Raw genomic sequence first — 26,777 nt, 5'->3', positions numbered from 1 at the left:
GTCGGACAGGTTTTGGCGCACGGCGCTCCGGGCGGGCGGTTCGGTCCGTGTGGGGTCAAAGGGGCTTGTCCTCCAAGAGGACGACACGGCGGCTGTTTGCGCAGCGCGCCATGGGGATCACTTCCGGATGAGGACGTCACTCAGCAGGAAATCGAGTGTGTCGCCCGTCAGCCAGCGTTCGCTCACGCCCGCGAAGTCCGGCTCCGCTTCGGCATCGGCCTGGCGCCAGAGGTCCTCCAGGCGGTAGCGCGCGGCGGTGCAGTAGATGTCCGCCAGCGCGTCGGCTTGAGGCTGTCCGCGTGAAGCCAGGGCCGACGCATGGGCCAGCGTCACGGACATCGTGAACAGCTCGTTGCAGAGCTGGTTCATCAGGATGAGCGTCCGCTGCCTCGCGTGCAGGGCTCCCGCATCCGGGTAGCGGTGCGACAGGTCCAGGCTTCGCTTCGCGAGCCGGTGCACCTCCCGAGCTGTGTGCTGGAGATGGTCGCGGTTGCGGGGGGACAGATGCTCTTCCACGGGGAGGGGAGCAGGCGGCGACTCCAGCTCCACTGCGTGCGCGGCCGTCGGGTAGTAGAGGGAGAAGAGGCCTTCCCTCGCGGCCTTGTGGTCCACCAGGAAGTCCACGCCTCCCGCAACCCGAAAGGCTCGGGCATCGCGCAGCGTGCGCTCCAGCGGGGCCGGTGCGGCGCCCCGGGCGGCCTTGCTTTCCGACGTCTCGTAGCCCTCGGCGGCGAGCAGCGACATTGTCCGGTCCGCGATGCGCGCGCACGTCAGGGACGCGATGTTCTTGGCCGCCACCTGTTCGAACCAGCGCAGGGGCAGTGTGTCCGCCGTCACGCCCGTGAGGCTCCAGCGGGCCACGCTCTCCATGGCGAAGACCTCCGCCGCCGTGGCGGACACCTGGCGCTGGATCTCGTCGAAGTCACCGAGCCTTCGCCCCTGCGCGAGCCGCCGGTGGAGGAACTCGCGCGACCACTGGAGGCACTTCTTGGAGAGCGCCATCGACGCGGCCACGATGATGTACATGCGCCCCAGGGCGCTGAGCGGCTCCAGCAACGGCGTGTTCCGCCAGTGCTCCTGCGACATCGCGAGCATCCGCTCCTTCGGCACTCGCACGTTGTCGAAGCTCAGCGAGGCGATGGGAAGTCCTCGCAGGCCCATCAGGCCGTGCTCGGCGCGGACGTGGAAGCCAGGGCTGGAGGTCTCCACGACGAAGAGGCTGATCTGCTCGCGGCCGTCTTCCTGGAGCGTGGCGGTGACGTTCAGCAGATCCGCGATGGAGCCGTTGCCGATGAAGACCTTCTCCCCGTTGAGGACATACGCCGTTCCATCCTCCGAGGGCACGGCGGTGGTGGACGCGCGCCGCACGGAGGCTCCGATGGGCTCTGTGTCCGCCCAGCCGGAGATGACTCCGTCTGCGACGCGGCCTCGGACGTAGTCCTTGAGCGGACCGTCCTGCACGGCTTCGATGATGGCTCCCGCGCCCAGGCCACTGTGGATGGCCAGCGTGTAGCCCACCGGCAGGCACACGCTCATCACGGCCTCGATGACGCGGAAGGTGTTCAGCATGGAGAGGCCCCGGCCTCCCAGCGCCCGCTCCACCTGGAGCTTGTAGTAGCCGCGTGAACGCAGGGCTTCGCGCAGCTCCGGCGGAATGCGGCCCGTGCGTTCAATCTCGTCCGGGTCCACGTGCGACTGGAGGAACTGTTCGACCTCCGCGATGACGGCGTCGCCTTGACGGCGTTCCTCCGCGTCCTGTTCGGGGAACGCGCGGACGAGGTCCCAGCGGAGCTTCCCCGCGAAGAGCTGGCCCAGGAAGCCCTCGCGGCTGCGGGTGGCGGGGTGCAGTGGCTCGTGGCTCATGGGGTCGGCGTCCTTCTGGTGAGGGTTTCCGCGATGAGGCGCAGGAGGGTGGACTTCGGTTCGGGATCCCGAAGGTAGAAGTGGCCACCGGGCAGCAGGTGGAGCGCGAAGGGCCCGGAGGTGTGGACGCTCCACGGCTCCAGCTCGGCGCGGTTCAGGTCGTCCTGGGTGCCGCCCGTGACGGTCATCGCGCAGGAGAGGGGGGCGCGGTCCTCGTGCCGGTGGGACTCCACGAGCTGCAGATCCGCGCGCAGGCCGGGGAGGATGAGCTCACGCAGCTCTTCGTCCTCGCGCAGTTCGTGGATCAGCTCGCCGTAGGTGGGCTCCAGGGCGGTGAGGAGCCCGGCCTCGTCCAGGTGGCTCGCGGGGATGCCTCGCGGTGGGAGCTGTGGGGCTGGAGCCGCGGAGAGGAACAGCGCATCGGGAGGCACGCGGCCCAGGTCGCGCAGTCGGCGGGCCGTCTCGAAGGCCACGAACGCCCCCAAGCTGTGACCGAAGAACGCGAAGGAGGATCCGAAGTCCACCGCGTGCACCAGCGCGTCCACCAGTTCGTCCAGCCGCGTGAACGGCGCTTCTTCCGCCCGAGCCCCGCGCCCCGGAAGCTGCACGCCCCAGACCTCGCTGTCCGGGAGCAGGTCCGCCCAGCGGACGTATTCGCCAATGGAGCCGCCGCTGTGCGGGAAGCAGTAGAGGCGCACGGAGGCTTCCGGGCGCCGGATGCGGCACGCGAGCCAGGGAGAAGTCGAGGTCATGCCGGGGAGGACTCCGCGATGAAGCGGGTCAGGCGGGCCACGGTGGGCGCGCGGAAGAGGGCCTTCACCTTGAGGGGCGTGGCGACATGCGGACGCAACCGCGCGATGACTTGCGCCGCCATCAACGAGTCGCCCCCCAGCGCGAAGAAGTTGTCGTGGAGCCCGACCCGGGCCAGCCCCAGGACCTCCGCGAATGCGGCGGCGACCCGGCGCACGACTTCGTCCTCGGGCAGCTCCGGCACCTCCATCATGAGTTCAGGTTCGGGTAGCGGTGACACCGACGTGGCCGGGAGCGCCACGGTCGCGGCTGCAGCAGGGGCTTCGACGAGGTAGCGCTGACGTTCGAACGGATACGTTGGCAGCGGCACCCGGCGACGGGCGACGCCTCCATGAAGTCCCTGCCAGGAGATCGCGACGCCCGCGCACCACAGGCGCCCCGCGGCTGTGAGCGCGCTGACTGCATCGGACGTGTTGTCCGCGGGATGGGGCAGGGTGGCCGCCGTGAGGTGTGGCCCTGCCGCGGGGTTCTGGCGCGCGAGCGTCGCCAGGGTCCGTCCGGGCCCGACCTCCAGGAACACGGCGGGCGGACCGGCGAACAATGTGTTCAGCGCATCGCCAAAGCGCACGGTGTGACGCAGGTGCGCAGCCCAGTACGCCGGGTCCACGGCCTCTTCCGCCGTGACCGCCACACCCGTGCGATCGGAGATCCACGTGAGCTGTGGAGGACGCCGTTCGACGCGCTGAACGCAGGCGGTGAACGCGGTCAGTGATGGCTCGACGAGCGGCGAATGTCCCGCGCCCGGAATGCGCAGCAACTTCGACTCCACTCCGCGCTCCATCAGTCGCGCCTGGAACGTTTCGATCTCCGCCACCGGCCCCGACACCGCGCACTGCGCCGGCCCGTTCACGGCCGCCAGCGCGAGTCCTCCGTGAAGCAGGGGCGCCAGCTCCGGCTCGGGCAACGGCACCGCCAGCATGGCGCCCGCGGGCAGACTCGCGAGGATGCGCGAGCGCTCCAGGACCAACCGCAGCGCGTCCTCCAGACGGAACACCCCGGCCACCGTGGCCGCGGCATAGGCCCCCAGGCTGTGGCCCACGACCGCGGAGGGCTGCACGCCCCAGCGCTTCCACAGCCGCGCCACCGCGTACTCGATGACGAACACGGAGAGCTGACCGGTGACGAACTCGCCCATCCGGGCGGAGGCCTGCTCCAGCGCGGCGGCATCCGTGGGATCCGGATGGAGCACCGTCCCCAAATCGAACCCGAGGAGCGGCGTCAGGTGCGCACGGCACGCGTCCACGGCCTCACGGAACGCCGGCTGCGAACCGTACAGCTCCCGGCCCATGCCCACGTGCTGCCCACCGTGGCCAGGGAACATGAACACCACCTGGCGCTCGCAGGCCTCGTGTCGTGCGGAGCCATCCTGTTCCGACAGGGCGCGAAGGACGTCCGGGGTGTCCTGGCCCACCGCGAACGCTCGGTGCTTGTGCGCGGCACGCCCCATCTGGAGCGTCCAGGCGACGTCACCCAGCTCCACCTCTGGATGCGCGCGCAGGTGGCCTTCGAGCCGCTCCACCGCGCGGGTCAGCGAGGCGGGACCGTGGGCCGACAGCACCATCAACCGCGGTGCGCGCGAACGCTCGGAGCCGGGCAGGGTGGGTGCCTCTTCCAGCACGGCGTGCGCGTTGGTGCCGCCAATGCCCAGCGAGCTGACGCCAGCCCTACGCGGATGACCGTGGGTGTCCCAGTCCCGCAGCTCCGTGTTCACGCGGAAGGGGCCGTGCTCGAAGTCGATCTCCGGGTTGGGCCGTTCGAAGTTCAGACTCGGTGGCACTTTCCGGTGCTCCAGCGCGAGCACCGTCTTGATGAAGCCCGCCACGCCCGCCGCCGCGTCCGTGTGGCCGATGTTCGTCTTCACTGAACCCAGCCAGCAGGACCGGGGCTCAAGTGCACCGAAGGCCTTCGTCAGCGCGGCGACCTCGATGGGATCACCCAGCCGGGTGCCGGTGCCATGCGCTTCCAGGTAGCTGATGCTCGCGGGGTCCACGCCCGCGGCATGCAGGGCGGTCTCGATGACGCGGGACTGGCCCTCCACGCTCGGCGCGGTGAAGCCGATCTTCCCGGCGGCGTCGTTGTTGACGGCGGTGCCTCGGAGGACGGCGCGGATGGTGTCCCCATCCTCCAGCGCATCTGCGAGCCGCTTGAGCACCACGATCCCCGCACCGTTGCTGCCCACCGTGCCCTGTGCCCGAGCATCGAACGCGCGGCAGCGGCCGTCCGGGGACAGCGGCCCGCCCTCGCTGTAGTGACCGAACCGGGGCGGCACATGCACCGACGCGCCCCCCGCCAGCGCGATGTCACAGTCCCCCGCGAGCAACGCCTGCGCGGCCAGATGGATCGCGACCAGGGACGTGGAGCACGCGGTCTGCACCGTGACGGCGGGCCCGCGAAGACCCAGCTTGTAGGCCACGCGGCTGGTGAGGAAGTCCACGCCCGTGGCCAGCCGGAGCTGCCAGTCACTGGCACCCGCGAGCAGGTCCCTGCGGGCCCGAAGCGCGGACAAGTAGTCCGTCTCACTGCCACCCGCGTAGATGCCAATGGCGCCCCGGTACCGAGCCGGATCATACCCGGCGTCCTCCAGCGCCTCCCGCGCGCACTCCAGGAACACCCGGTGCTGCGGATCCAGCATCAGCGCTTCCTGCGGCGACATGCCGAAGGACTGCGCGTCGAACCGGTCCGCATCCGTGACCAGCCCGAACGCGGGCACCGCCTCGCCCACGGTGCGCTCGGTGGGAGGTTCGGCACAGGGTTGGCCGTCCGGACCGAAGAAGGTGATGGATTCGACACCGCCAGCCAGGTTGGACCAGAACTCCGCCGCGTTGGCCGCACCCGGAAGCCGGCATGCCAGGCCCACCACCGCGAGGTGCGCCGAACGGTCCTCCTCCTCCAGCACGTCGAGCGACGCGCTCATTCTACTTCCTCCCGCGAGCGGTCCGACGACAGCCGCCCCTGACGCCCCAGCAGGCGCGCACGTCCACTGAGCCGTTGCTCCTGGCGCTGTGCCTGCGCGGCCGCGGCCTCGCCGCCATCGTCGCGGCCCTGGAGGTGCCCGGCGAGCGCACGAACCGTGGGGAACTCGAACAGCGTCACCATGGGGACGTCATGGCCCATGCGGTGCTTCAGGAGGTACTGCACCTGGGCCAGCAGCAACGAATGGCCACCGAGGTCGAAGAAGTTGTCCTCCGCGCCCACGTGCTCCAAGCGCAGCGTCTCGCACCAGATGGTGGCGATCCGCCGCTCGTGCTCGTTCGCGAGCGGGACCCGAGGCGCCTGGGTTCCAGGCGTGGGTTCGGGCAGCGCCCGTTCATCCACCTTGCCACCCTGAGTGAGTGGCAGCGCCTCCAGCTCCACGTACGCGGAGGGAATCATGTACGCAGGCAGCTCGCGCGCCAGGTGCTCACGCAGCCGCGCCGGTGTGGGCAGGGGCTGACCCGCGAGGGGCACCAGGTAGCCGACCAGTTGGGGTGCTCCGCCGGGAGGGCTCCACGCGCGGACGTGCGCCTCCGCGAGTCCGGGATGCGTGCGCAGGCGGACAGCGACCTCCGCGGGCTCCACGCGGAAGCCTCGGATCTTGAGCTGCGCGTCCATGCGGCCCAGGAACTCGAGCATCCCGTCCGGACGGCACAGGACGCGGTCGCCCGTGCGGTACATGCGCGCGCCTGGCTGTGCCGCGTATGGGTCGGGGACGAAGCTCGCCGCGGTGAGGGCCGGGCGGTTCAGATAGCCGCGCGCTACGCCCGCACCGCCGACGTACAGCTCTCCCGCGACGCCCGTGGGAACAGGTTGCAGCTCCGCGTCCAGGACGTAGGCCGTGGTCCCGTCGATGGGCTGGCCGATGGCGGGGCGTGTCTCGACGGGCCCCGAGGGCAGCACTTCGCCGGAGGTGGCTGTGACGGTGGTCTCGGTGGGGCCGTACTGATTGAACAGCCGCCACGGCAGTCCGGGCACGGGACGCGCGTGGAGCCGGTCACCGCCCGCGAGCACCGTGCGCAGTTCACATGACGCCGGCCATGGCAGAGCCAGCAGACGTTCCGCGAGCGCGGTGGGCAGGTCCGTGAAGGTGATGCGCTCGGAGAGGAGCCAGGCCTGGAGCCGTTCCGGGGACAGGCGCACGTCCTGTCCGGGGACATGCAACGTCGCGCCCGCGGTGAGGGCAGGCCAGAGCTCCGCGACAGATGGATCAAACGCGGGCGAGTAGAGCAGCGTGGTGCGGCTGCGCGGCTCCAATCCGAATGCGCGCCGATGCCACCCGACGAGGTGGGCCAGTGCGCCGTGCTCCACCACCACGCCCTTGGGGACGCCCGTGGACCCAGACGTGTACATGACGTAGGCCCGCTGTCCGGGCCGCACCTCCGTGGGCAGACCTCCCTGGGGCGTGCCGGGACCATGGAAGGACTCGATGCGCACGCGCTTCACCGTGGCAGGGAGTCGTTCCGCGAGCGGCCCGGTGGTGATCACCTGACGCACGCCAGCGTCACCCAGGATGAGCGCGATCCGTTCGGCCGGATGCTCTGGATCCAGGGGCAGGAAGGCGGCTCCGGACAGCATCACGCCCAGCTCGGCCGTCACGAGCTCCGGGCCACGAGGCGCGAAGACGCCGACAACCGACTCCACGCCCACGCCGTGCGCGTGAAGATGCTCGGCGAGCAGCGTCGCTCGCCGGACCAACTCCACGTAGGTGAGGGCGCCTGTCTCGTCGCGCACGGCCACGGCGTCAGGGGTCCGCAGGGCCTGAGCCAGGACCTGCTGATGCACGGGCGGATCCGCGCTGACGTGCTTGGTGGAGCCATTCGCGAGGAGGCCCTGTCGCTCCGCGTCCGCAAGCATCGGCAGTCGCGACACCGGCATGCCGGGACTGGCCACCGCGGCCTCGAGCAACCGGAGGAAGTGCGCGGCCATCCGCTCCATGGTCGAGCGGTCGAACAGGTCCCGGTTGTACTCCCAGATGAGCGAGATGCGCGCGTCACCGCGCTCGCGGTCGCCCAGGTGCCGGCCCGCGTGCGGAATGGCGACGACGTCCAGGTCGACCTTCGACGACCCATTGCCCCGCTCGAAGATGGTGCACGAGGCATCGCCCAGCCGGGGGCTCCGCACGGCCGAGTCATGGAAGCTGAACATGGCCTGCACGAGCGGATTGCGGCTGGGATCGCGCTTCACGCCCAGGCCTTCGATCAGCTTGAGGAACGGATACGTCTGATGCTCGGCCGCCGCCACGGTGAGGTCGCGCACCTGACGGACCAGCTCGCGGAATGATGGCGCGCCGGAGACGTCACACCGGAGGACCACGGCGTTGACGAACATCCCGATGACGTTCTCGATGTTCCGGACACCCGCCCGGGCCGCGAATGCCGAACCGATGCACAGGTCCTGCTCGCCGGTGTAGCGATGCAGCAGCGTGGCGAAGGCGGCGAAGAGGGCGTTGAACAGGGTCACGCCCTCCTGCTGGCAGAACGTGCGCAAAGCGCCGGGCAGGGCGGGCGGCAACTCCAACCGGAGCAGATCGCCATTGAAGGTCTGCACGCGGGGGCGCGGGTGATCGGTGCGCAGCGGCAGCACCTCCGGCGCACCGGCCAGCCGCGTCCGCCAGAAGTCGAGCTGGGCCTTCATGGCCGGACCATCGAGCGCCTCGCGCTGCCATGCCGCGAAGTCGCGGTACTGCACCGGAAGCTCCGGGAGCGGCGAGGATTCACCGCGCAGATACGCGTTGTAGAGCGCGTCCAACTCCCGCATCAGCACGGAGAAGGACACGCCGTCGTGGACGACGTGGTGTTCCACGAGGACCAGCTCGTGATCATCGGGATCCAGACGGACCACGGTCCAGCGCACGAGCGGCGGTTCGAAGAGCGACAGGGGCCGCCGTAGCTCCTGGCGGAGGGCCTCCTCACGCCGGTGTTCCCGCTCGACCGAGGGCAGCCCGGACAGGTCGATCAGCGGGACCTGCACCGGCGTCACGGGAAGGACGCGCTGCCACGGCCTACCGTCGACTTCCTCGTAGGTCGTCCGCAGCAGTTCATGTCGCCGGGTGATCTCCGTCAGCGCGCGTTCGAGCACCGGCAGGTCCAGCCCACCCAGCACACGGACGGTCGTCTGCGCCTGGTAGGAGATGCTGCCGGGAGACAGCTTCTGGAGGAACCAGACCTGCTCCTGTTGCACGGACAGAGGAGCCCGTTCGGGGTCGGCGGCGCGGACCACGGGAGGCAGCACGTCCTTCGAGGGCTCGGCGCGACGCGGCTCCAGCACGTTCGCCAGCTGGGAGATACGACGGTGCGCGAAGAGCTCCGTCAGAGACAGCGGGAGCCCCAGCACCTCCGCGACCCGCGCGGTGATCCGCGTGGCCAGCAACGAGTGGCCACCCAGCTCGAAGAAGTCGTCCTCGATGCCGATCCGCTCCAGGCGCAGCTCCTCCTGCCACACCTGGACGAGTCCACGCTCCAGCGCCGTGCGAGGCGCGACATAGGCGCTGCTTCGGGTCGCGTGGGCTTCGGGCGTGGGGAGCGCCTGGGCGTCGACCTTGCCGGTGGGGGCGAGGGGTAGGGCGTCCACGACGACGAAGGTCCGGGGCAGCATGGCCTCGGGGAGCCAGGTGCAGAGGTGCTCGCGGAGCTGCTCCGTCCCGGGGACAGCCCGAGCGTCCTTGGGCGCGAACCACGCCACGAAGAAGACGTCCTGGCCCTCGCTCCGCGCCATGACGTGCGCGGCTCCGACGTGCGGATGGGTCAGCAGCGCGGCGGTGATCTCCGCGGGCTCGATGCGGATGCCACGGACCTTCACCTGCCGGTCGGAACGGCCATGGAACTCCAGCGAGCCATCCGGCAACCGGCGGCCCATGTCCCCCGTGCGATACAGCCGTTCGCCGCCGAACCGGGAGAACGGATCCGGAATGAAGCGGTCCGCGGTCAGGTCCGGCGAGCCCACGTAACCACGAGCCAGTCCGGGGCCGCCGATGAACAACTCCCCGGTCTCGCCATCCGCCACGGGCCGCAGCTCCGGACCGAGGACATGCACCTCCACGCCACCGATGGGACGGCCAATGGAAGGCAGCCGTTCCCCGGTCGATGCGTCACCAGGAGGGACGACACCGGACGTGCTGTAGATGGTGCACTCGGCGGGGCCGTAGCCGTTCACGAGCTGGAATGGCAGCCCGGGCCTGGGGTGCAGGTGCAGCCGGTCGCCGCCGGTGAGGATCAGGCGCAGGGCGCAGGACTCGGGCCAGGACAGCGGGAGGACGCGTTCGGCCAGCGGCGTGGGAAGGAAGACGCAGGTGATGTCCCGAGCCAGGAGCCAGTCCTGCAGCCTCTGGGGCGACAGTCGGGTCTCCTCGTCGGGTGGCAGCTCCAGTCGAGCGCCCGCGGCCAGCGACGGAAGGAGCGTCATGACGAAGGCGTCGAAGCCGGGCGAGGCCACCACGCCAATGCGATCCGCGGGCGACAGCCCAAACGTGCCGAGGTGGTACTCGGTGAACGCGGACAGCGCCCGGTGGCTGATCATCACGCCCTTGGGCAGTCCGGTGGAGCCCGAGGTGTGGATCACATAGGCAAGGTGGTCCGGCTGCACGGTGACGCTCGGGTTCGCGTCCGGGAACGACTGAAGCTCCAGGGCCTCCAGAGCCAGGACCTGGATGCCGTCCGCCGCGAGCGGCTCCACGACCGGCCCCGAGCCGATGACAATCCGGGCCCCCGCCGAAACGGCCATGTATCGCAGGCGTTCGGGAGGGGCGGACGGGTCCAGGGGAAGCCAGGCCGCTCCGGCCTTGAGGACGCCCAGGACGGACGCGACCAGCTCCACGCTGCGCGGAAGGCAGACGCCGACGAGGACATCCGGTCCGGCGCCACGGGCGCTCAGCGCATGGGCCAGCCGGTTCGCCTGCGCATTCAGCGCGGCATGAGTGAGGGAGCGGATCCGGGAGGCAACGGCGATCTGGGAGGAAAGTTCGGTCGCTCGTCGCTCGACGAGCTGGTGGACGGGGGGCAGCAAGAATCCTCCAACCGGCGCCACACCCGTCCGAAGAAAATCAAGCGTTTAGCGGATTTGGGCCGTTTTCAGGATTTTACATGACCCGGTGACACACCGTGAGACACGGCGGTTGTTTCATGAGCCCGGGAGCCGCATGACGTGCTTCATGCCCCGCCTTCGTCGACGACCGCCTGGATGGCCTGCTCCAGCCAGCGGCGGGTGGAGGTGTTGCCCGACGCGGACAGGTGATAGCCGGGCATCAGCCGGCAGCTGATGAGAAAGCCGCTCCAGAGGATGTTGAGCCGGGCCGCGCGCCCCTCGCCATCCGGTGGGCCAAGCCAGCGCGCCAGCGGCTCCAGCGCCTTCTCCCGCAGCAGTTCGACCGTCGTCGCGTAGGCCTCGGGATCCGTCGCCGAGAGGATCAACATCGCCAGGGGCCCCGGTGCGTCCTCCGCGCCGAAGAAGAGCGACACCACCTCCTCGCCGAAGCGCCGACGCTCCACCTGCAACAGGGGAGTGATGTCGAGCACCTGCTCCAACGTCGCCCGGTACAGCCCCTGCTTCGAACCGAAGTAGCGGCCCACGAGCGAGGAGTTCACCCCCGCCAGGTCCGCGATGTCGCGCACCCCCGTGCTGGCGAAGCCACGCGTGGAGAACAGCGTCCGGGCGGCATCGATGAGCGCGGCACGCGTGCGCTCCGCGTCGCGTTGACGCGTCGACAACCTGGGATCGGAGGGAGGCGGGATGTACACGGCTGTTTACCTATCCAAGGAATTCGGGTATGTCCGGAGATGTACACGGCCGTGTACATCATATGCGGCCGCTCAGCCGAAGGGACGTGCGCGGATGACTGCGACGACGAAGGGCGAGCTGTCTTTCTCTCCAGAAGCGTTGAAGGAGAAATACCGGCAGGAGCGGGAAAAGCGGCTGCGCGCTGATGGCAATGCCCAGTATCGCCCCCTCCAGGGCGTCTTCGAGGACTTCGACAAGGATCCCTACGTCGAGCCCGGCTTCACCCGCCCGGCGCTGACCGAGCGGACGGATGTGCTGATCGTCGGCGGTGGCTTTGGCGGCATGCTGGCGGGTGCGCGCCTGCGTCAGGCGGGGGTGGAGTCCTTCCGCATCGTCGAGAAGGGGAGCGACTTCGGCGGCACCTGGTACTGGAACCGCTACCCGGGCGCGGCCTGCGACGTGGAGTCGTACATCTACCTGCCGCTGCTCGAGGAGACGGGCTACATGCCCCGGGAGAAGTACGCCAAGGCGCCGGAGATCTTCGCCCACTGTCAGCGCATCGGCCGGCACTTCGACCTCTACAAGGCCGCCTTGTTCCAGACGCTGGTGCGGACGATGGACTGGGACGAGGGCACCCGTCGCTGGAACATCACGACGGACCGGGGTGACCTCATCGCGGCGCGCTTCGTGATCATCGCGGGCGGCATCCTCCACAAGGCGAAGCTGCCGGGCATCCCAGGCATCGAGACCTTCCAGGGCCACTGCTTCCACACGAGCCGCTGGGACTACGCCTACACGGGTGGCAGCCCTACGAGCCCCATGACGAAGCTGGGCGACAAGCGCGTGGGCATCATCGGCACGGGCGCGACGTCGGTGCAGGCCATTCCGCACCTGGGCGCCACGGCCCGGCAGCTGTATGTCTTTCAGCGCACCCCCTCGGGGGTCGGCGTGCGAGCCAACCAGCCGACGGACGAGGCCTGGGCGAAGTCGCTCCAGCCGGGCTGGCAGCAGGAGCGCATCCGCAACTTCTCCGCGATCGTCTCCGGCCGCCAGCAGCCCGTCGACATGGTCAACGACGGCTGGACCTACATCTTCCAGGGACTGGACCTCACGAGGGCCGGGTCGCCGGAAGAGGCTGCCGAGCTCGCGCAGCTGTCTGACTTCCGCAAGATGGAGGAGATCCGCGCGCGCGTGGGCGCCCTCGTGAAGGATCCCGCGACGGCCGAGGCGCTCAAGCCCTATTACAACCAGATGTGCAAGCGGCCCTGCTTTCACGACGAATACCTGCCGACGTTCAACCGGCCCAACGTCCAGCTCGTCGACACCGAGGGAAAGGGCGTGGAGCGCATCACGCCCACCGGCGTGGTGGTCAACGGAAGGGAATACCCGGTCGACTGTCTCATCTACGCCTCGGGTTTCGAAGTGGCGGGAGAGTACACCCAGAAGCTGGGCTTCGACATCCGCGGGAGGGGAGGGCGGTCGCTGCGGGATGCCTGGGCCCAGGGCCCGGCCACGCTGCACGGCATGCACAGCCGCGGCTACCCCAACCTGATGCTGTTCACCACGACCCAGAGCGGCTGGGCGATCAACTTCGTGCACATCCTCGACGAGCAATCACAGCACGCCGCCTTCATCATCGCGCGGTGCCTGCAACAGGGCGTCGAGGTGTCCGAACCCTCGGAGCAGGCGCAACAGCAGTGGTGGGACGTCATCCTCGGCCGGCTCAAGACGAGCGCCACCTTTGGCGGGGCCGAGTGCACGCCGGGCTACTACAACAACGAGGGAATGCAGGCGGGCCCGGAGATGATGAAACTCGCCACCTTCGGCGGCGACACGCTCGCGTTCATCGACGTGCTGCGCGAGTGGCGCAAGGGCGAGGAGCTCGTGGGCCTGGAGCTCACGCGCGGCGGGGCGGAGGTCCAGTCATGAGCGCGCCCCTGTTCCGATTCCTCTCCAAGTCCCTGGCCGTCAGTCTGGTGTTGGCCGGGGCTCCGGTGCTGGCCGCTCCGCCCAAGGCCTGGCGCCAGGAGGTGGTGGTGGCCGGCTCTCCCTTCCAGGGCGTCCACGGGCTCGTCGTCGACGGCAAGGGCCACCTGCTGGCCAGCAACCTGTTGGGCCAGACGGTGCACTCCGTCGACCTGAAGACGGGCGCGGTGAGCACCCTGGTGGGGCCTCCACTGGGCGGCGCGGATGACGTCACCCTGGGACCCGACGGCTCGGTCTACTGGACCGGCTACTTCACCGGCCAGCTGATGCGGCGCACGCCGGAGGGTAAGACGCGCGTCATCGCCCGGGGGCTGCCGGGCCTCAACTCGCTGGCCTTCCGCGGCGATGGCCGGCTCTACGCCACCCAGCTCGGCGCGGCGGATGTGCTGTGGGAAGTGGACCCGAACGGCAGGAAGCCGCCACGCAAGGTCATCGACGGGCCCGGCTTCCTCAACGGCTTCGAGTTCGGCCCGGACGACAAGCTCTACGGACCGCTCCTGCTCAAGGGGCAGATCGCCCGCATCGACGTGGACACGGGCGGCATCGAGCCCGTGGCCCAGGGGTTCGCGATGCCGACGGCCGTCGACTTCGACGCGCGGCGCGAGAACCTCTACGTGGTCGACGCGGCGAGGGGCGAGCTGGTGCGGGTGCGGCTGCCCTCGGGCGACAAGGAGGTCGTCACGACGCTGCCCACCGGACTCGACAACCTGGCCGTGGGTCCCGACGACCAGGTGTACGTGTCCAACATGGTCGACAACGACATCCGCGTGGTCAACCCCGCGGATGGCTCGGTGCGGGTGCTGGTCGAGGCGCGCTTGAGCGTGCCCTCGGGCATCGCCGTGGCGCCGGATGATCCGGACGAGCGGGTCTACGTGGCGGATGTGTATGCCCTGCGCCAGGTGGGCGGCCTGGATGGGAAGATCCACCAGACGGACCGGGTGCTTTCCTCCCCGACGAACTTCCCCATGAACGTGAGCGTGAGCGCCTGGCACGTGGTGCGGAGCACGTCCTATCTGGGCGGCCTCAGCAGCGTGCAGGTGCTGGAGCGGGCCACGGGAAAGCTCCTGCGGACCCTGCCCAACACCCACGGCGTCCAGGGCGTGGTGGAGCTCGCCGACGGCACGCTCATCCTCGCGGAGGGCGCCACGGGCCGGCTCGTGCGAGTGGACACGGCCGAGCCCGCGGTCACCACGGTGGTCGCCGAGGGGCTGGAGGGCCCGGTGGGGCTCGCGGCCGATACGGACGCCCAGGAGCCCGGCGTGTACGTCACCGAGGTGCGCTCGGGGAAGGTGACCCGGGTGCGGCTGTCGGATGGCGCCAGGCGCACGGTGGCCAGGGGCCTCAAGGGCCCCGAGGGCATCGCCCGGCATCCGGACGGTGGGCTCTTCGTCGCCGAGGTGGGCCGCAAGCAGTTGGTGCGCATCGATCCCGCCACGGGCAGGTCGACGGTGGTCGCGAGCGGGCTGCGCATCGGACTGCCCGAGAGCGCTCCGTTTCCACCGGGCTACCTGCCCACGGGCGTCGCCGTGGGGCGCTCGGGCACCGTCTACCTGACGTCCGACATCGAGAGCGCTCTGTACCGCTTCGTCCCCGTGCCCTGAGAGGACAGGGACCGCACGGCGGTGACGGCGGCGCCGGAGACGAGCGCCGCCGCGCACCAGCGTACGGGGCGACCGAGCTTCACGCCTCGCCCCTTGCCCGCTTCGTCGCCCGTTCGAGCGCCTCGACCATGCGCGGTCCGGTCGCGAAGCCGCTCGCGAGCACTTCGAGGCCGGCGCCGCCACGGAAGAGCACGGTGGGGAACCCGCTCACGCCCAGGGCCCTGACCTCCTGGAACTCGTTCGCCGTCGCCCGCTTCGTGTCCGCATGGTCGAACCGGTTCAGGAACACCCTGAAGTCGAGCCCGTGCGCGGCGCAGATGCTCTCGTAGAAGGACGCCACGGTCGGGTCCTCTCCGTCGGCGTAGAACTTCCGCTGGATGGAGGCAAACACCTCGTACGCGCGCGTCTCCGGTCCCGGCATCTCCTCGAGCATCCCGCGCATGACGAGGAACGCACGGCACGCAGGCTCGGTGTCGTAGTTGAACTCCGCCCTGTCGAGAAACCGGGTGGAGAACGGCTGCCCGGTGCGCGCGGCAATCTCCTCCCAGTGGTGGCGCAGGAAGCCTTTGAACCGCTCGTTCCAGGGGTCCCCGCCTCCCGCGCGGAGCCCGCCCACCCGGATGCGGAAGGGGATGCCTCTATGGTTTGCCTCCGCCTCCAGTTGAAGCAGGCCGGGCGAGCCTCCCCAGCACCAGGAGCACATCGGGTCCCCCACGTAGAGCACCTCTCCCATGGGCCCCTCGGTGCTCGGCCCGGCGCTCTTCTGCGCCGCGCCGGGGAGCGCGCACGTCCCAGTCTCGGGGTCACACAGCGCCTGCACGTCAGGGGGCGGCTCGTTCTCGTTTCTGGGGGTCTTCATGGTCATCTCCGGGTGGCGTCACTGCATTGCCACTCCCCGAGAGATAGCCCCAGCCCCCTGCGTTGACGACTCGCGCGGACGCGCACAGCATGTGCGTTCATGCACATCGCCTGGGACGACCTGCAGACGGTGGAGGCGCTGGTGCGCACGGGGAGCGTCGTGGGCGCGGCGCGCGAGCTCTCGCTGCGCCACTCGACCATCTCGCGGCGGGTGGACGCCCTCGAGCGCGCGCTCGGGGTGCCGCTCTTCCTGCGTGGGGCGTCGCTGCGCCCGACGCCGCTCGGCCTCGCCATTGCCGAGCGCGCGGGCCGCATGCACCCCCACGCCCTGGACGTGGGGGCACTCATCGAGGAGCAGCGCCGGGCGCGCGCAGGCCGGCTCGTCATCACCACGAACGAAGTGCTGGCGTCACTGCTGTTCGGCGCGCTGCGCACGTGCGGCTTCACGCAGCGGATCCAGGTGCGCATCTCCGAGAGCGAACTGGCGCTGGAGCCCGGGGTGACGGACCTGGCCTTGCGGCCGAGTCACACGCCGGGCGGTGCGCTGCGGGGACAGCAACTGGGGCGGCTGCGGCTTGGAGTGTTCCGGGCGCGGGCCGCAAGGCAAGACTCGGCGGCCTGGGTCCTGCCATCAGGGAACCTGCGCACCCGATCCTCCATGCGCTGGTGGAAGGCTGTCCCTGAGGACGCGGAAGCCCTCGTGGAGTGCGACACGCTGCTCGGCATCAGGGATGCCTGCGTCGCGGGCCTGGGGCGGAGCGTGCTCCCGGCGCTGCTCGCCGAGGGGGACCCGCGCCTGGTGCTGGAGAAGGAACTCCCGGGCGGCCCACCGGTGTGGCTGCTGTCCGCCGCCACCCGGCGCGCGGACGCGGCCCTCCGGCGGGCGCGGGAGTCACTCTCCGAAGCCCTCCAGAGCGCCCCGGGCGTGTGGGAGGCCTGAGGTCCCTCGTTGCCATAGAAATGTGTAAAGGCTTCACAACCCAGCCAACAGCAGCCCGGCGGCGGCACCGCCCAACACCAGCCAGGCCGAGTTGACCCGCCAGCGAAGAAGCAACACCGCGCCGAACACGGCCAGGGCCACCGTCCAGCCATCCACCAATGCCGCGCGTCCCAGCTGCCAGGTCACCACGGCCATGAGGGCCAACGAGGCCGCGTTGACGCCGTCGAGCACCGCGCCCGCTGTCCGAGACCGGCGAAGCCGGGGCACCAGGGGGCCGCTCAGCGCCACGAAGACGAAGGCGGGCAGGAAGATGCCCAGCGTCGCGAGCCCCGCGCCGGGCGTGCCGCCCACCAGGTAGCCGATGAACGTCGCCGTGGTGAACACAGGGCCCGGTGTGAGCTGGCCCACGGCCACCGCGTCCAGGAGCTGGGCCTCGGTGAGCCAGCCCCAGCGCTCGACGAGGTCCGCTCGGAGGAAGGCCAGCAGCACGTAGCCGCTGCCAAACAGCACGCTGCCGACCTTGAGGAAGAACAGGAAGAGGCCGCCGAGGCTGAACGGCGCGGCGGCAGTGGCAGCCATGACTGTGACGCCGTGGAGGGCGAAAGGCGTCAGGGCGAGCGTCGATCTGGGCGCCGAGGAGGATCGAAAATGGCTCCAGACCGCCAGGGAACCGCCGGCCAGGGCCAGGATGAGCAGTTCGTTGACGCCAAGAGCACTCGCCACGGCTGAACCGGCGGCCACGGCGATCCGGGGGCGCGTCGTCAGGGCCGTCTTACCGAGGCCCCACAGGGCCTGGAGCACCACGGCCAGGATGACGGGTTTCACGCCGTACAGCAGGGCGCCGGCTTGCGGCAGGGTGCCAAAACGCACGTAGGCCCACGCCGCCGCGAGCGTCAGGAGCATCGCCGGGACGATGAAGCACGTGCCGGCCACGAGCAGTCCGGGCCAGCCGGCACGCCGGTGGCCGAGGTGGATGGCCAGCTCGGTGGAGTTCGGGCCCGGGATGAGGTTGGTGGCGCCAAGCAGGTCGAGGAACTCCTCAGGGGACAGCCACCGGCGCCGCCGAACGAGTTCGTCTTCCATCATCGCGATGTGCGCGGCAGGGCCCCCGAAGGCCGTCAGACCCAGCCGGAGGAAGACCCGCGCGACCTCGCCAAGCGAGCCCCGGGTGACGTCGCCGGAATGAGGGGAGTCCATGCGCCGAAGGAGCCTCGTCGTGAACCAGAACCGGCGGAAAGCGCGGCCATGGTGCCACGGCGCCGGGCAGGGAACGGGCCTCAATGAACCCCACCCAGGACCCCAGAGGCTTAGTTTACATAACGCTTCTTATCAGACGTTCAGACTGGGGGTTCCCCAAGGATTCAAGGCGCTTCCCCGGCCCGCCCAGGGCCTCCATGGGCGTCCGCGTAACCGGCCCAGCCCGCGCCTTGGTTCCGCCGTTCATGTGTCGTCGGGCTCATCGACGTGGGCCAGAGGTACGCCTCCGGCCATGCGTCCGACCATCGCCGAACATACCGTCGGCCACCAACCGGCCGGCATCGGCCGTGGAATCTCGTGCTTCCCGAGCCCGGTTCCGGAACGTACCTTGCCGCCCCATGCGCCTCTTCCGACGAACCGGACTCGCCGCGCTTTGCGGCCTCACCGCGGCCCTGCTGACGGGCTGCCCTGACAAGACGGCCCAGGCCCCCGTGGACGGCGGCGTCACCAGCGCCACGGCGGCCCCGGACTCGGGTCCCGAGGCCGTGGTCTTCACGCTCCAGTACCTGTCGCCGGATGGTGGCTCCGCGCTCATCCCCCTGGCCCTGGAGGAAAAGCCGCTCGTGGAGCCCACCTCCGACCTGGAGCTGCGCAGCACCCTGGGCCTCAAGAACTACCGCGTCCGGCTCATGGACGAGGCTGACCGGGCCATGGTCTCCGACGACTCCGTGTCCGAGGCCGATGATGGCCTCGTGTACCGCATCCACCTGCCGCAGCCGCTCAAGACCGGCTACTCGTACACCCTCGTCGTGGACTCGCAGACCGGCACGTCGTTCCAGGACTCGCTCGGCCGCGACGTCGAGGACCTCCGGGCCTCTTTCCAGATCATCGGCGACAAGGAAAAGCCCAAGCCGCCTCCGCCGCCCGCCAAGGGCGGCAAGAAGAAGTCCAGGTAGCCGTCACTCCTGGGTTTCGGACTGTCCCGGCGCCTGGTCCGGCAACGGCTCGGGCGTGGCTGGCGCCGGGGTCGGCAGGTTCAGCGCCGTGCGCAGCTCCCGCAGCTTCGCCTGGATGAGCCGCATGTTCCCCGGGCCCATCCGCAACAGGTGCTTCTGGGCCTTGCTCAGCCCCTCCAACTCCGGCGACGCATAGACATACAGCGCGCCCTTGGACTCCACCTCCACCGGCACCTTCGGCACCGGCACCACCAACAGGTGCTGGATGGCCCGGCCAAACGCCGTCTCGAAGTGCTGATCCGGCGGCGCTATCTCCCGGTACGCCTGGTCGAAGAGCGGCTTCAGCTCCCGGTACACCATCGCCGCGCCGGACGCGTCCAGCGAACCCAGCACCCGGGCCACCAGGTCGTAGCGCGCGTAGCTCAACGGCGCGATCTCCGAGCGCCCGTTCGCCCCGGCCGCGCCCACCTGGAACGCGCCCACGGGCGCCATGAACAACAGCGAAGCCCGAGGACTCTCGCCTTCAGCGATGTTGCTCACGGACGCGGTGAACCGGCGCGCCAGGTCTCGCTCCTGGAGCCACTTCGCCAGCTCCGGGTCCACCGACAGCTTGCCCACCAGATCGCGGATGCGTCCGTCGCTCTCCGGCAGCGACACCTCCGGAGGCACCTCCGCCACGCCCGCGTCCACCACGGGCGGTGCCGTCACCACCGGCGCCTCGGACTGCCTCCTCAAGCCGAAGTACGAACCGACCACGCCCACGACCATCAGCGCGACCAGGATGCCCAGGACCTTGCCCCGCGACGGAGCCTTCGGCGGCTCGGCCTCCGGCGACGGCGGAATGGCTCCAGGGCCCTGATTCACGAAGTTCGGATCGCTCATGGTGCCGGACCTTACAGACAGGCCTCCGAGCCATTCCACGCGCGCGTGAACAATCCGCGCCGCCTGTGTTCACCGCGCGGAGAGGACCTCGTCCGGCAGGCTCCAGAGCTGGCCGTCCTCCGGCGACAGAATGAATCCGCCGGGCAACAGGTGCACCGACGTGACGACCTCCGTGGACAACGGCAGCTCCCACGCGCACACGGGCCGCAGCGACGCGGGGTCCAGTTGAAGCAGGTACCACTCCCCCGCCTCCAACAGGTCCTCCACCGCCACCAGCACCGACTGCTCCGTCACCAGCCCGCTGTACCCCGTGGCGAGCGTGCCCTGCTCCGGCAGCAGGAACTCCGCCGCCAGCGTGGCCTCCGGGTACGTCCAGCGCCGCACCCAGGTGCCTCCCACGCCAACGAAGCCCGAGCCGTCCGGAAGGAACCCCGCCGGATAGAACGGCGCCTCCACCGAAGCCACCGCCGCGCCACGCACGAGCCCCGTGCCGCCGCGCTCCACGAACGTGAGCCACGTGCCCTCCTGGCCCAGGCTCACCGCGACGCCCATCACCGGCAGGCTCGGATGCGGCATCCATTCGTGCAGCCCGTCCAGGTCGTCCTCACCCAGCGCCGGCGCCCCGAGCTCGAGCCCCGCCTCCGTCCCCGCCACGTCCGATAACGTTCGGGCATCCAGGACTCGCAGCGACGCCCGCCCGTCCTGGACGCCGCTCGTCCACAGGCCCTCGCCGGTGACGTCGAACCCCAGGGCCTGCGTGTTCCGCGTCCAGGTCCGCGCGGGCGTGTCCACCGGACTCCCGTCCAGCGCCCGGCCCACCATCTCGATGCGCCCCGGGCCCAGCACCGCCGCGCACCCGAGCGACGGATGCAGCGCCACGAGCCCCGCGGTCCTGGGCAGCTCCAGCGCACGTTCCGGCGGCCAGGACTCCCGCGCCCCGAGCACGGCCAGACGCCGCATTCCCACGGCCAGCCCCACCGAATCGCCTGAGGGAGGCAGCACGAAGCCGTCACCCGCCCACTCCGCGTCCGTCACCGGCAGGGTCGTGACCCGGGTGAGCGCCACGCGGCGGCTGGGGATGCCCCACGGCGTGCCGGGCCGCGGCCTGCCCACCCAAGGCACGACCTGGCCGCTCAGGAATCCTGCTCCATGGCCCGCACGCGCGCGAGCGTGTCCACGTCGCGCTCGGTGGGGCCCAACTCCAGGAGCACCCGGCTCACGTCGTAGAGCAGGTCCCCGCGCTCGAAGACCTTCAGCCGGGGGACGTCCAGGTTCAGGTCGTCCGCGCCCTTGTTGTACGCAAGGTCCATCAGCGACCGGAGCTGGAACGAATCGTAGAGGTTGTACTCGACCAGGTAGCGCAGGGCCTCCACGTCGCCACGCCGCAGGTACGCGCGCCACAGCAGCACCGCGTCGTAGCCATTCACGCCCTTCAGGTGCGGCGGCCGTCCCACGCCCAGCTTGTCTTCAATCTCCTTCAGCCCGCCGCCCATCCCCAGTCGCCGCGTCACGAAGCGCAGGTCGATGTGCGCCTCCGGCACCGGGAAGTTCTTCTCGCCGAAGTACTCCTTCAGCACCGGCACGTCGAAGCACGAGCCGTTGAACGTCACCCACAGCCGCCGCTTCGCCATGGCCGCTGGCAGCGCGTCCATGTTCCGGCCCTGGATGAAGACGTGCAGCCCCGCGGCGTCGAACAGGCTCACCACCGTGGGCACCTGCGTCTTGCTGCCGTCCGTCTCGATGTCGAAGTAGACGGCGTCGTCCTGGAACTCCGGGAACAGACGCCAGTGCTCGCGCGACGGCACCATGCGGGCCAGGTCCTTCAAGTCCTTTCGGGCCAGCGCCGCGCGGGCCTCCGCGATGCGCTCGCGGGCCGCCGTGTCCGCCTTGCGGCTGATGACGATGCCGCCGTCCGGGAAGTCATCCCAGGTCCGGATGCCCTTGGACCACAGGTCCTTCTCGCGCCACGGCCCCACGCCGGGGATGAGCTGGAACGTGTGCAGCAGCATCAATCGAGCGCACCCAGCCTTCCCGCCAGCAAGTCATCCAGGAGCGGCACGTCCGCCTCGCAGAACGGCAGCGCCTGCATCTCCGTGGGCGTGTGGAACGCCAGCTGGTGCGCGCCCAGCGGCTTCGGCTCACCGGACACAATCGTGGCCGCGAGCAGCACCAGCTCCACCGTGAGGTCCGGGTACGTGTGCCGGCCCTCCCAGAGGCGGCGGCCCACGGACAGCTCCACGTCCAGCTCCTCGCGGCACTCGCGCGCGAGGGCGGCCTCGTCCGTTTCGCCCGACTCCACCTTGCCGCCGGGGAACTCCCAGAGGAGCGCGCGGCTCCCACCGGGAAGGCGCTGCTGGACCAGGTACCGCGGCCCGCCGTCTTCCGGACCGGGCCGGGGAATCAGCGCGGCCACCACCCGCACCGTCCGGGGCACTGCGCGCGTCACCCGCGCGGCCCCTTCTTCACGTCGTTCATGTCCAGCGCGTACAGGTACGCGTTGTTGGACAGCACGTACACCCGCGAGCCCACCACGAACGGCGGCGCGGAGATGCCCACGCCCGGGTTCCACGCCAGGCGAGACTTGCCCGTCGTCGGATCCACGAACAGCAGCGCACGCTCGTTGGGCACCAGGAGCATTCCCCGCGCCAACACGGGAGCGAACGCCGTCTTGTCCTTGAGGGGGAGCGACCAGATGAGCTTCCCCGTCTCTCCCAGGTAGGCGTCCAGGCGGCCGTCGCCGGTGGCGAACACCACCTCGCCGCGCGACAGGAGCGACGTCAGGCCCCCCACGCTGGCGTTCCAGATGACGGCGCCGGTGTCCGCCTCCAGGGCGTACAGGCCGTTCTTGTACGAGGCCACATACAGCCGCCCCGCCGAGTCGATGGCGGGCGTGGTGTCCACGTCCAGGAACTCCGTGCCCGTGCCCGACAGGGACTTCTCCCAGACGACGCCGCCGTCCTCCACCTTGAGGGCGACGAGGAAGCCGTCGGAGAAGCCGACGTACGCGGTGCCCTGGTCCACCTTCGGAGCGGAGGCGCCCCGGATGGTGAAGCCGGACGGAGGATCGCGCCGGTACTGCCACACCCAGGTGCCGTCCGTGGCCTTCACCGCGAACACCGTGTCGGTGTCCGTGGTCACCAGCACCAGGCCGTCCGCGAGCACCGGCACCGTGGCCAGGGACTCGCTGGTGGCGTACTTCCACTTCACCGCGCCGGTGCGGCCGTCCAGCGCGTACAGCACGCCGTCACCGCCCGGCAGGTAGACGACGCCCTCGCTGACCATGCCGCCCGCGAGCGCACGGGCCCCCGTGCGGAAGGTCCAGGACACCTTCGCGTCCGGCCCCACCGCGCGGACGTAACCGTCACGCGTCTGCACGATGACGTTCCGGCTGTCCGGGTCGTACACCGGAGAGGCGGGCTCGCGCGGCGAGTACTCCAGCAGCGGGACCTTGTCGACGAGCCCCGTCCACCAGTTCACCTGGAAGAAATCCACCGGCGGCTGACGGGGCGCCGCGGGCAGCTCCGGGTTGCCGTACAGCGGCGCCGTCGCGCACCCGGCCAGGAGCCCTACCCCGGCCACCATTCCCACCCACCGCTTCCACCGAGCAAGCCGCATGGTCATGAGCGCGCTACGGCTGCCCCGAGTCCGTGGCCGGCGCGGCGGGCGGTGCCGGCGTGGGCACCTTCACGCCCTCCGCGGCCAGCACCGCCATGCGCTCGGTGGCCTGACGGGCCGCGGCGCTGCTCGGGTGGTCCGTCGGAATCTTCGACAGCACCTGGGCGGCGTCGTCCTTCTTGCCCTGGAGGATCAGCATGCGCGCCTTGTGGTACGCGCCCATGCCGATCAGGTACTCGCCGGTGTCCGCCTTCTCCATCGCCTCGAAGGAGGTGATGGCCTGGGCGTAGTCACCCTTGGCCTCGTAGGCGTAGCCCTGGCCTTCCAGGGCGCTCGCGCGCAGGGCGTCGTTCTCCGGGGCGCCCTTGAGGAAGACGTCCAGGGACGCCAGGGCGTCGTCGCTCTTGCCCAGCCGGAACTCGGCCTTGGCCTGCGGCAGGGCGGCCGTCGTCGCCGAGCGCGTGCCGCCGTGCTCCTTGCGGAAGGCGGCCAGCTGCTTCACGACCTCCTCGTCGCGGGCCCGCTCCGTGGGGAACGGGGGCTCCGTGGCGGACGGGTCCGCCGGGTCCACGCCCGTCACGGGGCGGTCCAGGACGGTGAGCGCATGGCCCAGGGCCATGGAGGCAGTCTCCTCGCCGCGCTTGGAGACCTCACTGGCAATGGCGACGCCCACCGCGCCCAGCACGAGCACGCCCGCGCCGATAGCGAGGAACTTCTGGCGCTGCATCAGCCAGTCCCGCGCGTCCGCTCCCACCTTCTGGAAGGCGTCCGGCTGACGAAGCTCCTGCTGGCGAATCTTCTCGGTCTTCTGCTGGGCCACGATGAAGGGACCTCTCTCCGGCGCTACGGTGCTCTTCGCTCTGGGAAAGCGGCGCACTGTAAAGAGCGCCCGCTGGGAGTGTCAACGCGCGAGCGCGGTCAGTCGCGCCCTGCCCGCTTCCCGCCCTTGCCACCCTTGCCGGCCAGGTGCGGCTTCTTGCGCGCCTCGCGCTTGGCCTTGCCTGGCCGCTCGCGGAAGAGCAGGCGGATGGGGACCCGCAAGTCGAACGTCTTGCGGATCTGGTTGGTGATGTACCGCTTGTACATGTCCGGCACGCCCTGCGGTTCGTTGCAGGTGAGGGTGAAGGTCGGCGGGGCCGCCGCCACCTGGGCGATGTAGTACAGGCGCAGCGGCTTGCTCTTCACGATGGGCGCCGGGTTGTTGTCCACCATGTAATCCAGCAGCTTGTTGAGCTGCGGAGTGGGCGCCCGGAAGCGGAACTGCTTGGCCAGCTCCACCGCCACGTCCACCACCTTCTCCACCTTGGAGCCGTGCAGGGCGGACGTGAAGATGACCGGCGCGTAGCCCACGAACTTGAGGGCGATCTTGAGATCCTCGCGGAAGGCCTCCTGGCGACGCTTGTCCTCCGCGATGAGGTCCCACTTGTTCACCACGATGACCAGCGCGCGGCCGCGGTCCATGGACAGGCCCGCGAGCTTCGCGTCCTGGTCCACCGCGGGCTCCGTGGCGTCCATCAAGAGCACCGCCACGTCGCTGCGCTCCAGCACCTTCAGCGCCGCGATGACGGAGTACTGCTCCACCTGGTGCGCGATGGTCTTCTTGCGCCGGATGCCCGCGGTGTCCGTGAGGATGAGCTGATTGCCCTTGTACGTGACTTCCGAGTCGATGGGGTCACGCGTGGTGCCGGCGACCTCGCTGGTGACGACGCGCTTCTCCTTGAGGATGGCGTTGACCAGGGTGCTCTTGCCCACGTTGGGCCGGCCGATGATGGCCACGCGGATCTTCCCGTCGTCCGGCGGCGCCTCCGAGTCCTCGCCCTCCTGCTTCTCCGGGAGCTTGGACACCACGGAGTCCATCAGGCTGCCCATGCCGAGGTTGTGCTCGGCGGACATGGCGTTCACGTCGCCCAGGCCCAGGCGGAAGAACTCGCCGGACAGCGACTGCATCAGCCCGGACTCGTTGTCCAGCTTGTTGGCCGCCACGACGACGGGCTTGCCCGACTTGCGCAGGTAGTTGGCGACGGCCTCGTCCGCCGTCGTCATCCCCGCGCGGGCGTCCACGACGAAGATGATGACGTCGCACTCCTCCACCGCGAACTGCGCCTGCTCGCGCACCTGCTTGAGCAGCGTGTCCTTCTCACCGGGGACGAAGCCGCCCGTGTCGATGAGGGTGAAGGCGCGGCCCTCCCACTCCGCGTCGGAGTAGTGCCGGTCGCGGGTGACGCCGGGCTCGTCCTGCACGAGCGCGATTCGGCGGCCCACCAGGCGGTTGAACAGCGTGCTCTTGCCCACGTTGGGGCGACCGACAATGGCGACCAGCGGCTTCATGGAGTCTCTTTCGACAGCGACGACGACTTCGAATGCAACGACGTCAGCGACACAAACTTCCGCGGCGACATCACTCGTAACCCAGCTTCCTCAAACCCGCGGCGCGCTCGCTCCAGCGGGCCTCCACGCGCACGCGCAGGTCCAGGTACACATGCGCACCCAGCAGGCGCTGCACGGACTTGCGAGCGTCCGTGCCAATGAGCTTCAGCATCTGCCCCTGCTTGCCAATCAGGATGGCCTTCTGGCTGTCGCGCTCCACGTAGATGGACGCCGCGATGCGGATGAGCCCGCCCAGCTGGCCGGGGGGCGTGCCGGGGCGCGGCTCGCGCTCGGATTCGTCGAACACGTCCACCAGCACCGCGGTGGAGTACGGGATCTCCTGGCGGCAGTGCCGCAGGACCTGCTCGCGGATGTACTCCGCCACCAGCACGCGCTCCTGCTGGTCCGTGAGCATGTCCTCCGCGAAGAGGGGCTCGCCCTCCGGCAGGTGTCCCAGCACGACCTCGAACAGGTGCTCCACGCCGTCCCTCTCCCGCGCGGAGATGGGCACCACCTCCGCGAAGGGGAACTCCTGGCCGTAGAGCGCGATGAGCGGCAGCAGCTTGGCCTTGGGGATGGAGTCGATCTTGTTGATGACCAGGAAGGTGGGCTTGCCCACCTTCTGCAGCCGCTCGAGGATGGCGCGGTTGCCCGGCGTCACGTCCAGCGTCTCGCCCTGGGGAGGCTCGATGAGGAAGAGGACCAGGTCCACCTCCTCGGCCGCGGAGATGGCGGCCTCCACCATGTAGCGGTTGAGCTCTCCCTTGGCCTGGTGGATGCCGGGAGTGTCGATGAACGCCACCTGCCCTTCCGGGCGCGTCACCACGCCCAGGATGCGGTTGCGGGTGGTCTGCGGCTTGGGCGAAACGATGGCGATCTTCTCGCCTGTAAGCACGTTGAGCAGCGTGCTCTTGCCCACGTTGGGCCGGCCGATGAGCGCGGCGAAGCCAGCGCGAGGGGTCTTCTTCTGGGACTGAGAGGCCATACTTCCGGAGATGATCAGTGGGCCTTCCG

The 26,777-nt window shown here is 70.0% G+C and carries 19 protein-coding genes; 4 read left to right on the top strand and 15 right to left on the bottom strand.

The features are described 5' to 3' along the window. Nucleotides 1-117 precede the first annotated feature (117 nt). The 5 genes from D7X99_RS23315 to D7X99_RS23295 form a co-directional block, all read right to left on the bottom strand. Nucleotides 118-1,863 (bottom strand): acyl-CoA dehydrogenase family protein, encoded by a 1,746-nt coding sequence (locus D7X99_RS23315; RefSeq protein WP_121779698.1) that lies wholly within the window; start codon nucleotides 1,861-1,863, stop codon nucleotides 118-120. Further along, a complete protein-coding gene (locus tag D7X99_RS23310) occupies nucleotides 1,860-2,615 on the bottom strand; it encodes a thioesterase II family protein (protein WP_121779697.1) in 756 nt (251 codons plus the stop codon). The genes D7X99_RS23315 and D7X99_RS23310 overlap by 4 nt, the downstream gene beginning before the upstream one ends. Next, nucleotides 2,612-5,587 carry a type I polyketide synthase gene (locus D7X99_RS23305; RefSeq protein ID WP_121779696.1) on the bottom strand — a complete coding sequence of 992 codons (2,976 nt, stop codon included), beginning with the start codon at nucleotides 5,585-5,587 and terminating at the stop codon, nucleotides 2,612-2,614. Before D7X99_RS23305 ends, D7X99_RS23310 begins: the two co-directional genes overlap by 4 nt. Next, on the bottom strand, nucleotides 5,584-10,650 hold the full coding sequence (locus D7X99_RS23300; RefSeq protein WP_158627057.1) for a non-ribosomal peptide synthetase: 5,067 nt from the start codon (nucleotides 10,648-10,650) through the stop codon (nucleotides 5,584-5,586). The genes D7X99_RS23305 and D7X99_RS23300 overlap by 4 nt, the downstream gene beginning before the upstream one ends. Before the next feature lie 143 nt (nucleotides 10,651-10,793). After that, nucleotides 10,794-11,351 (bottom strand): TetR family transcriptional regulator, encoded by a 558-nt coding sequence (locus tag D7X99_RS23295; RefSeq protein ID WP_211483887.1) that lies wholly within the window; start codon nucleotides 11,349-11,351, stop codon nucleotides 10,794-10,796. A 124-nt stretch (nucleotides 11,352-11,475) separates the two neighbouring features. On the opposite strand from D7X99_RS23295, the gene D7X99_RS23290 reads away from it, so the two are divergent. Further along, complete coding sequence (locus D7X99_RS23290) at nucleotides 11,476-13,290, top strand: NAD(P)/FAD-dependent oxidoreductase (RefSeq protein WP_171805253.1); 1,815 nt, start codon at nucleotides 11,476-11,478, stop codon at nucleotides 13,288-13,290. Then, nucleotides 13,287-14,948: an SMP-30/gluconolactonase/LRE family protein gene (locus tag D7X99_RS23285; protein WP_171805254.1), complete on the top strand. Its 1,662-nt coding sequence runs from the start codon at nucleotides 13,287-13,289 to the stop codon at nucleotides 14,946-14,948. The genes D7X99_RS23290 and D7X99_RS23285 overlap by 4 nt, the downstream gene beginning before the upstream one ends. Nucleotides 14,949-15,027: 79 nt before the next feature. On the opposite strand, the gene D7X99_RS23280 is transcribed toward D7X99_RS23285, so the two are convergent. Beyond that, the gene (locus tag D7X99_RS23280) at nucleotides 15,028-15,807 is read right to left on the bottom strand and encodes a DsbA family protein (protein WP_121779709.1); all 780 of its coding nucleotides are present in this window, start codon (nucleotides 15,805-15,807) and stop codon (nucleotides 15,028-15,030) included. 99 nt (nucleotides 15,808-15,906) lie between these two features. On the opposite strand from D7X99_RS23280, the gene D7X99_RS23275 reads away from it, so the two are divergent. Next, nucleotides 15,907-16,746: a LysR family transcriptional regulator gene (locus tag D7X99_RS23275; RefSeq protein WP_121779694.1), complete on the top strand. Its 840-nt coding sequence runs from the start codon at nucleotides 15,907-15,909 to the stop codon at nucleotides 16,744-16,746. Between the two features lie 33 nt (nucleotides 16,747-16,779). On the opposite strand, the gene chrA is transcribed toward D7X99_RS23275, so the two are convergent. Next, nucleotides 16,780-17,943: a chromate efflux transporter gene (chrA, locus tag D7X99_RS23270; RefSeq protein WP_121779693.1), complete on the bottom strand. Its 1,164-nt coding sequence runs from the start codon at nucleotides 17,941-17,943 to the stop codon at nucleotides 16,780-16,782. 398 nt (nucleotides 17,944-18,341) lie between these two features. Here chrA and D7X99_RS23265 point away from each other — a divergent pair, with 398 nt between their 5' ends. Continuing rightward, a complete protein-coding gene (locus D7X99_RS23265) occupies nucleotides 18,342-18,899 on the top strand; it encodes a hypothetical protein (protein ID WP_121753497.1) in 558 nt (185 codons plus the stop codon). A 3-nt stretch (nucleotides 18,900-18,902) separates the two neighbouring features. Here the strand turns inward: D7X99_RS23265 and D7X99_RS23260 are convergent, their stop codons facing one another. The 8 genes from D7X99_RS23260 to era form a co-directional block, all read right to left on the bottom strand. Beyond that, nucleotides 18,903-19,781 carry a DUF3014 domain-containing protein gene (locus D7X99_RS23260; RefSeq protein ID WP_121779692.1) on the bottom strand — a complete coding sequence of 293 codons (879 nt, stop codon included), beginning with the start codon at nucleotides 19,779-19,781 and terminating at the stop codon, nucleotides 18,903-18,905. 69 nt (nucleotides 19,782-19,850) lie between these two features. Then, complete coding sequence (locus tag D7X99_RS23255; protein ID WP_121779691.1) at nucleotides 19,851-20,894, bottom strand: hypothetical protein; 1,044 nt, start codon at nucleotides 20,892-20,894, stop codon at nucleotides 19,851-19,853. Nucleotides 20,895-20,914: 20 nt separating this feature from the next. Next, nucleotides 20,915-21,790 (bottom strand): ribonuclease H-like domain-containing protein, encoded by an 876-nt coding sequence (locus D7X99_RS23250; protein ID WP_121779690.1) that lies wholly within the window; start codon nucleotides 21,788-21,790, stop codon nucleotides 20,915-20,917. After that, nucleotides 21,790-22,227 (bottom strand): (deoxy)nucleoside triphosphate pyrophosphohydrolase, encoded by a 438-nt coding sequence (locus D7X99_RS23245; RefSeq protein ID WP_121779689.1) that lies wholly within the window; start codon nucleotides 22,225-22,227, stop codon nucleotides 21,790-21,792. Before D7X99_RS23245 ends, D7X99_RS23250 begins: the two co-directional genes overlap by 1 nt. Continuing rightward, entirely contained in the window at nucleotides 22,224-23,363 is a 1,140-nt protein-coding gene (locus D7X99_RS23240; RefSeq protein ID WP_233613639.1) for a PQQ-binding-like beta-propeller repeat protein, read from the bottom strand. Before D7X99_RS23240 ends, D7X99_RS23245 begins: the two co-directional genes overlap by 4 nt. 46 nt (nucleotides 23,364-23,409) lie before the next feature. After that, complete coding sequence (locus D7X99_RS23235) at nucleotides 23,410-24,216, bottom strand: tol-pal system YbgF family protein (RefSeq protein WP_121779687.1); 807 nt, start codon at nucleotides 24,214-24,216, stop codon at nucleotides 23,410-23,412. A 98-nt stretch (nucleotides 24,217-24,314) separates the two neighbouring features. Continuing rightward, complete coding sequence (gene der, locus D7X99_RS23230) at nucleotides 24,315-25,724, bottom strand: ribosome biogenesis GTPase Der (protein ID WP_121779686.1); 1,410 nt, start codon at nucleotides 25,722-25,724, stop codon at nucleotides 24,315-24,317. 70 nt (nucleotides 25,725-25,794) lie between these two features. Further along, the gene (era, locus tag D7X99_RS23225) at nucleotides 25,795-26,748 is read right to left on the bottom strand and encodes a GTPase Era (protein WP_121779685.1); all 954 of its coding nucleotides are present in this window, start codon (nucleotides 26,746-26,748) and stop codon (nucleotides 25,795-25,797) included. Nucleotides 26,749-26,777: the final 29 nt, after the last annotated feature.

Origin of the sequence: Corallococcus sp. AB032C, from assembly GCF_003668935.1 — a bacterium.
Classification (GTDB): Bacteria; Myxococcota; Myxococcia; order Myxococcales; family Myxococcaceae; genus Corallococcus; species Corallococcus exiguus.
This window is presented reverse-complemented; position numbering and strand designations above follow the sequence as displayed.

Excerpts from the sequence above, each read along its gene's own strand:
- D7X99_RS23315 (WP_121779698.1), bottom strand. The coding sequence starts at position 1,863 with ATGAGCCACGAGCCACTGCACCCCGCCACCCGCAGCCGCGAGGGCTTC.
- D7X99_RS23310 (WP_121779697.1), bottom strand. The coding sequence starts at position 2,615 with ATGACCTCGACTTCTCCCTGGCTCGCGTGCCGCATCCGGCGCCCGGAA.
- D7X99_RS23305 (WP_121779696.1), bottom strand. The coding sequence starts at position 5,587 with ATGAGCGCGTCGCTCGACGTGCTGGAGGAGGAGGACCGTTCGGCGCAC.
- D7X99_RS23290 (WP_171805253.1), top strand. The coding sequence starts at position 11,476 with ATGACTGCGACGACGAAGGGCGAGCTGTCTTTCTCTCCAGAAGCGTTG.
- D7X99_RS23285 (WP_171805254.1), top strand. The coding sequence starts at position 13,287 with ATGAGCGCGCCCCTGTTCCGATTCCTCTCCAAGTCCCTGGCCGTCAGT.
- D7X99_RS23280 (WP_121779709.1), bottom strand. The coding sequence starts at position 15,807 with ATGAAGACCCCCAGAAACGAGAACGAGCCGCCCCCTGACGTGCAGGCG.
- D7X99_RS23275 (WP_121779694.1), top strand. The coding sequence starts at position 15,907 with ATGCACATCGCCTGGGACGACCTGCAGACGGTGGAGGCGCTGGTGCGC.
- chrA (WP_121779693.1), bottom strand. The coding sequence starts at position 17,943 with ATGGACTCCCCTCATTCCGGCGACGTCACCCGGGGCTCGCTTGGCGAG.
- D7X99_RS23265 (WP_121753497.1), top strand. The coding sequence starts at position 18,342 with ATGCGCCTCTTCCGACGAACCGGACTCGCCGCGCTTTGCGGCCTCACC.
- D7X99_RS23260 (WP_121779692.1), bottom strand. The coding sequence starts at position 19,781 with ATGAGCGATCCGAACTTCGTGAATCAGGGCCCTGGAGCCATTCCGCCG.
- D7X99_RS23250 (WP_121779690.1), bottom strand. The coding sequence starts at position 21,790 with ATGCTGCTGCACACGTTCCAGCTCATCCCCGGCGTGGGGCCGTGGCGC.
- D7X99_RS23240 (WP_233613639.1), bottom strand. The coding sequence starts at position 23,363 with ATGGTGGCCGGGGTAGGGCTCCTGGCCGGGTGCGCGACGGCGCCGCTG.
- der (WP_121779686.1), bottom strand. The coding sequence starts at position 25,724 with ATGAAGCCGCTGGTCGCCATTGTCGGTCGCCCCAACGTGGGCAAGAGC.
- era (WP_121779685.1), bottom strand. The coding sequence starts at position 26,748 with ATGGCCTCTCAGTCCCAGAAGAAGACCCCTCGCGCTGGCTTCGCCGCG.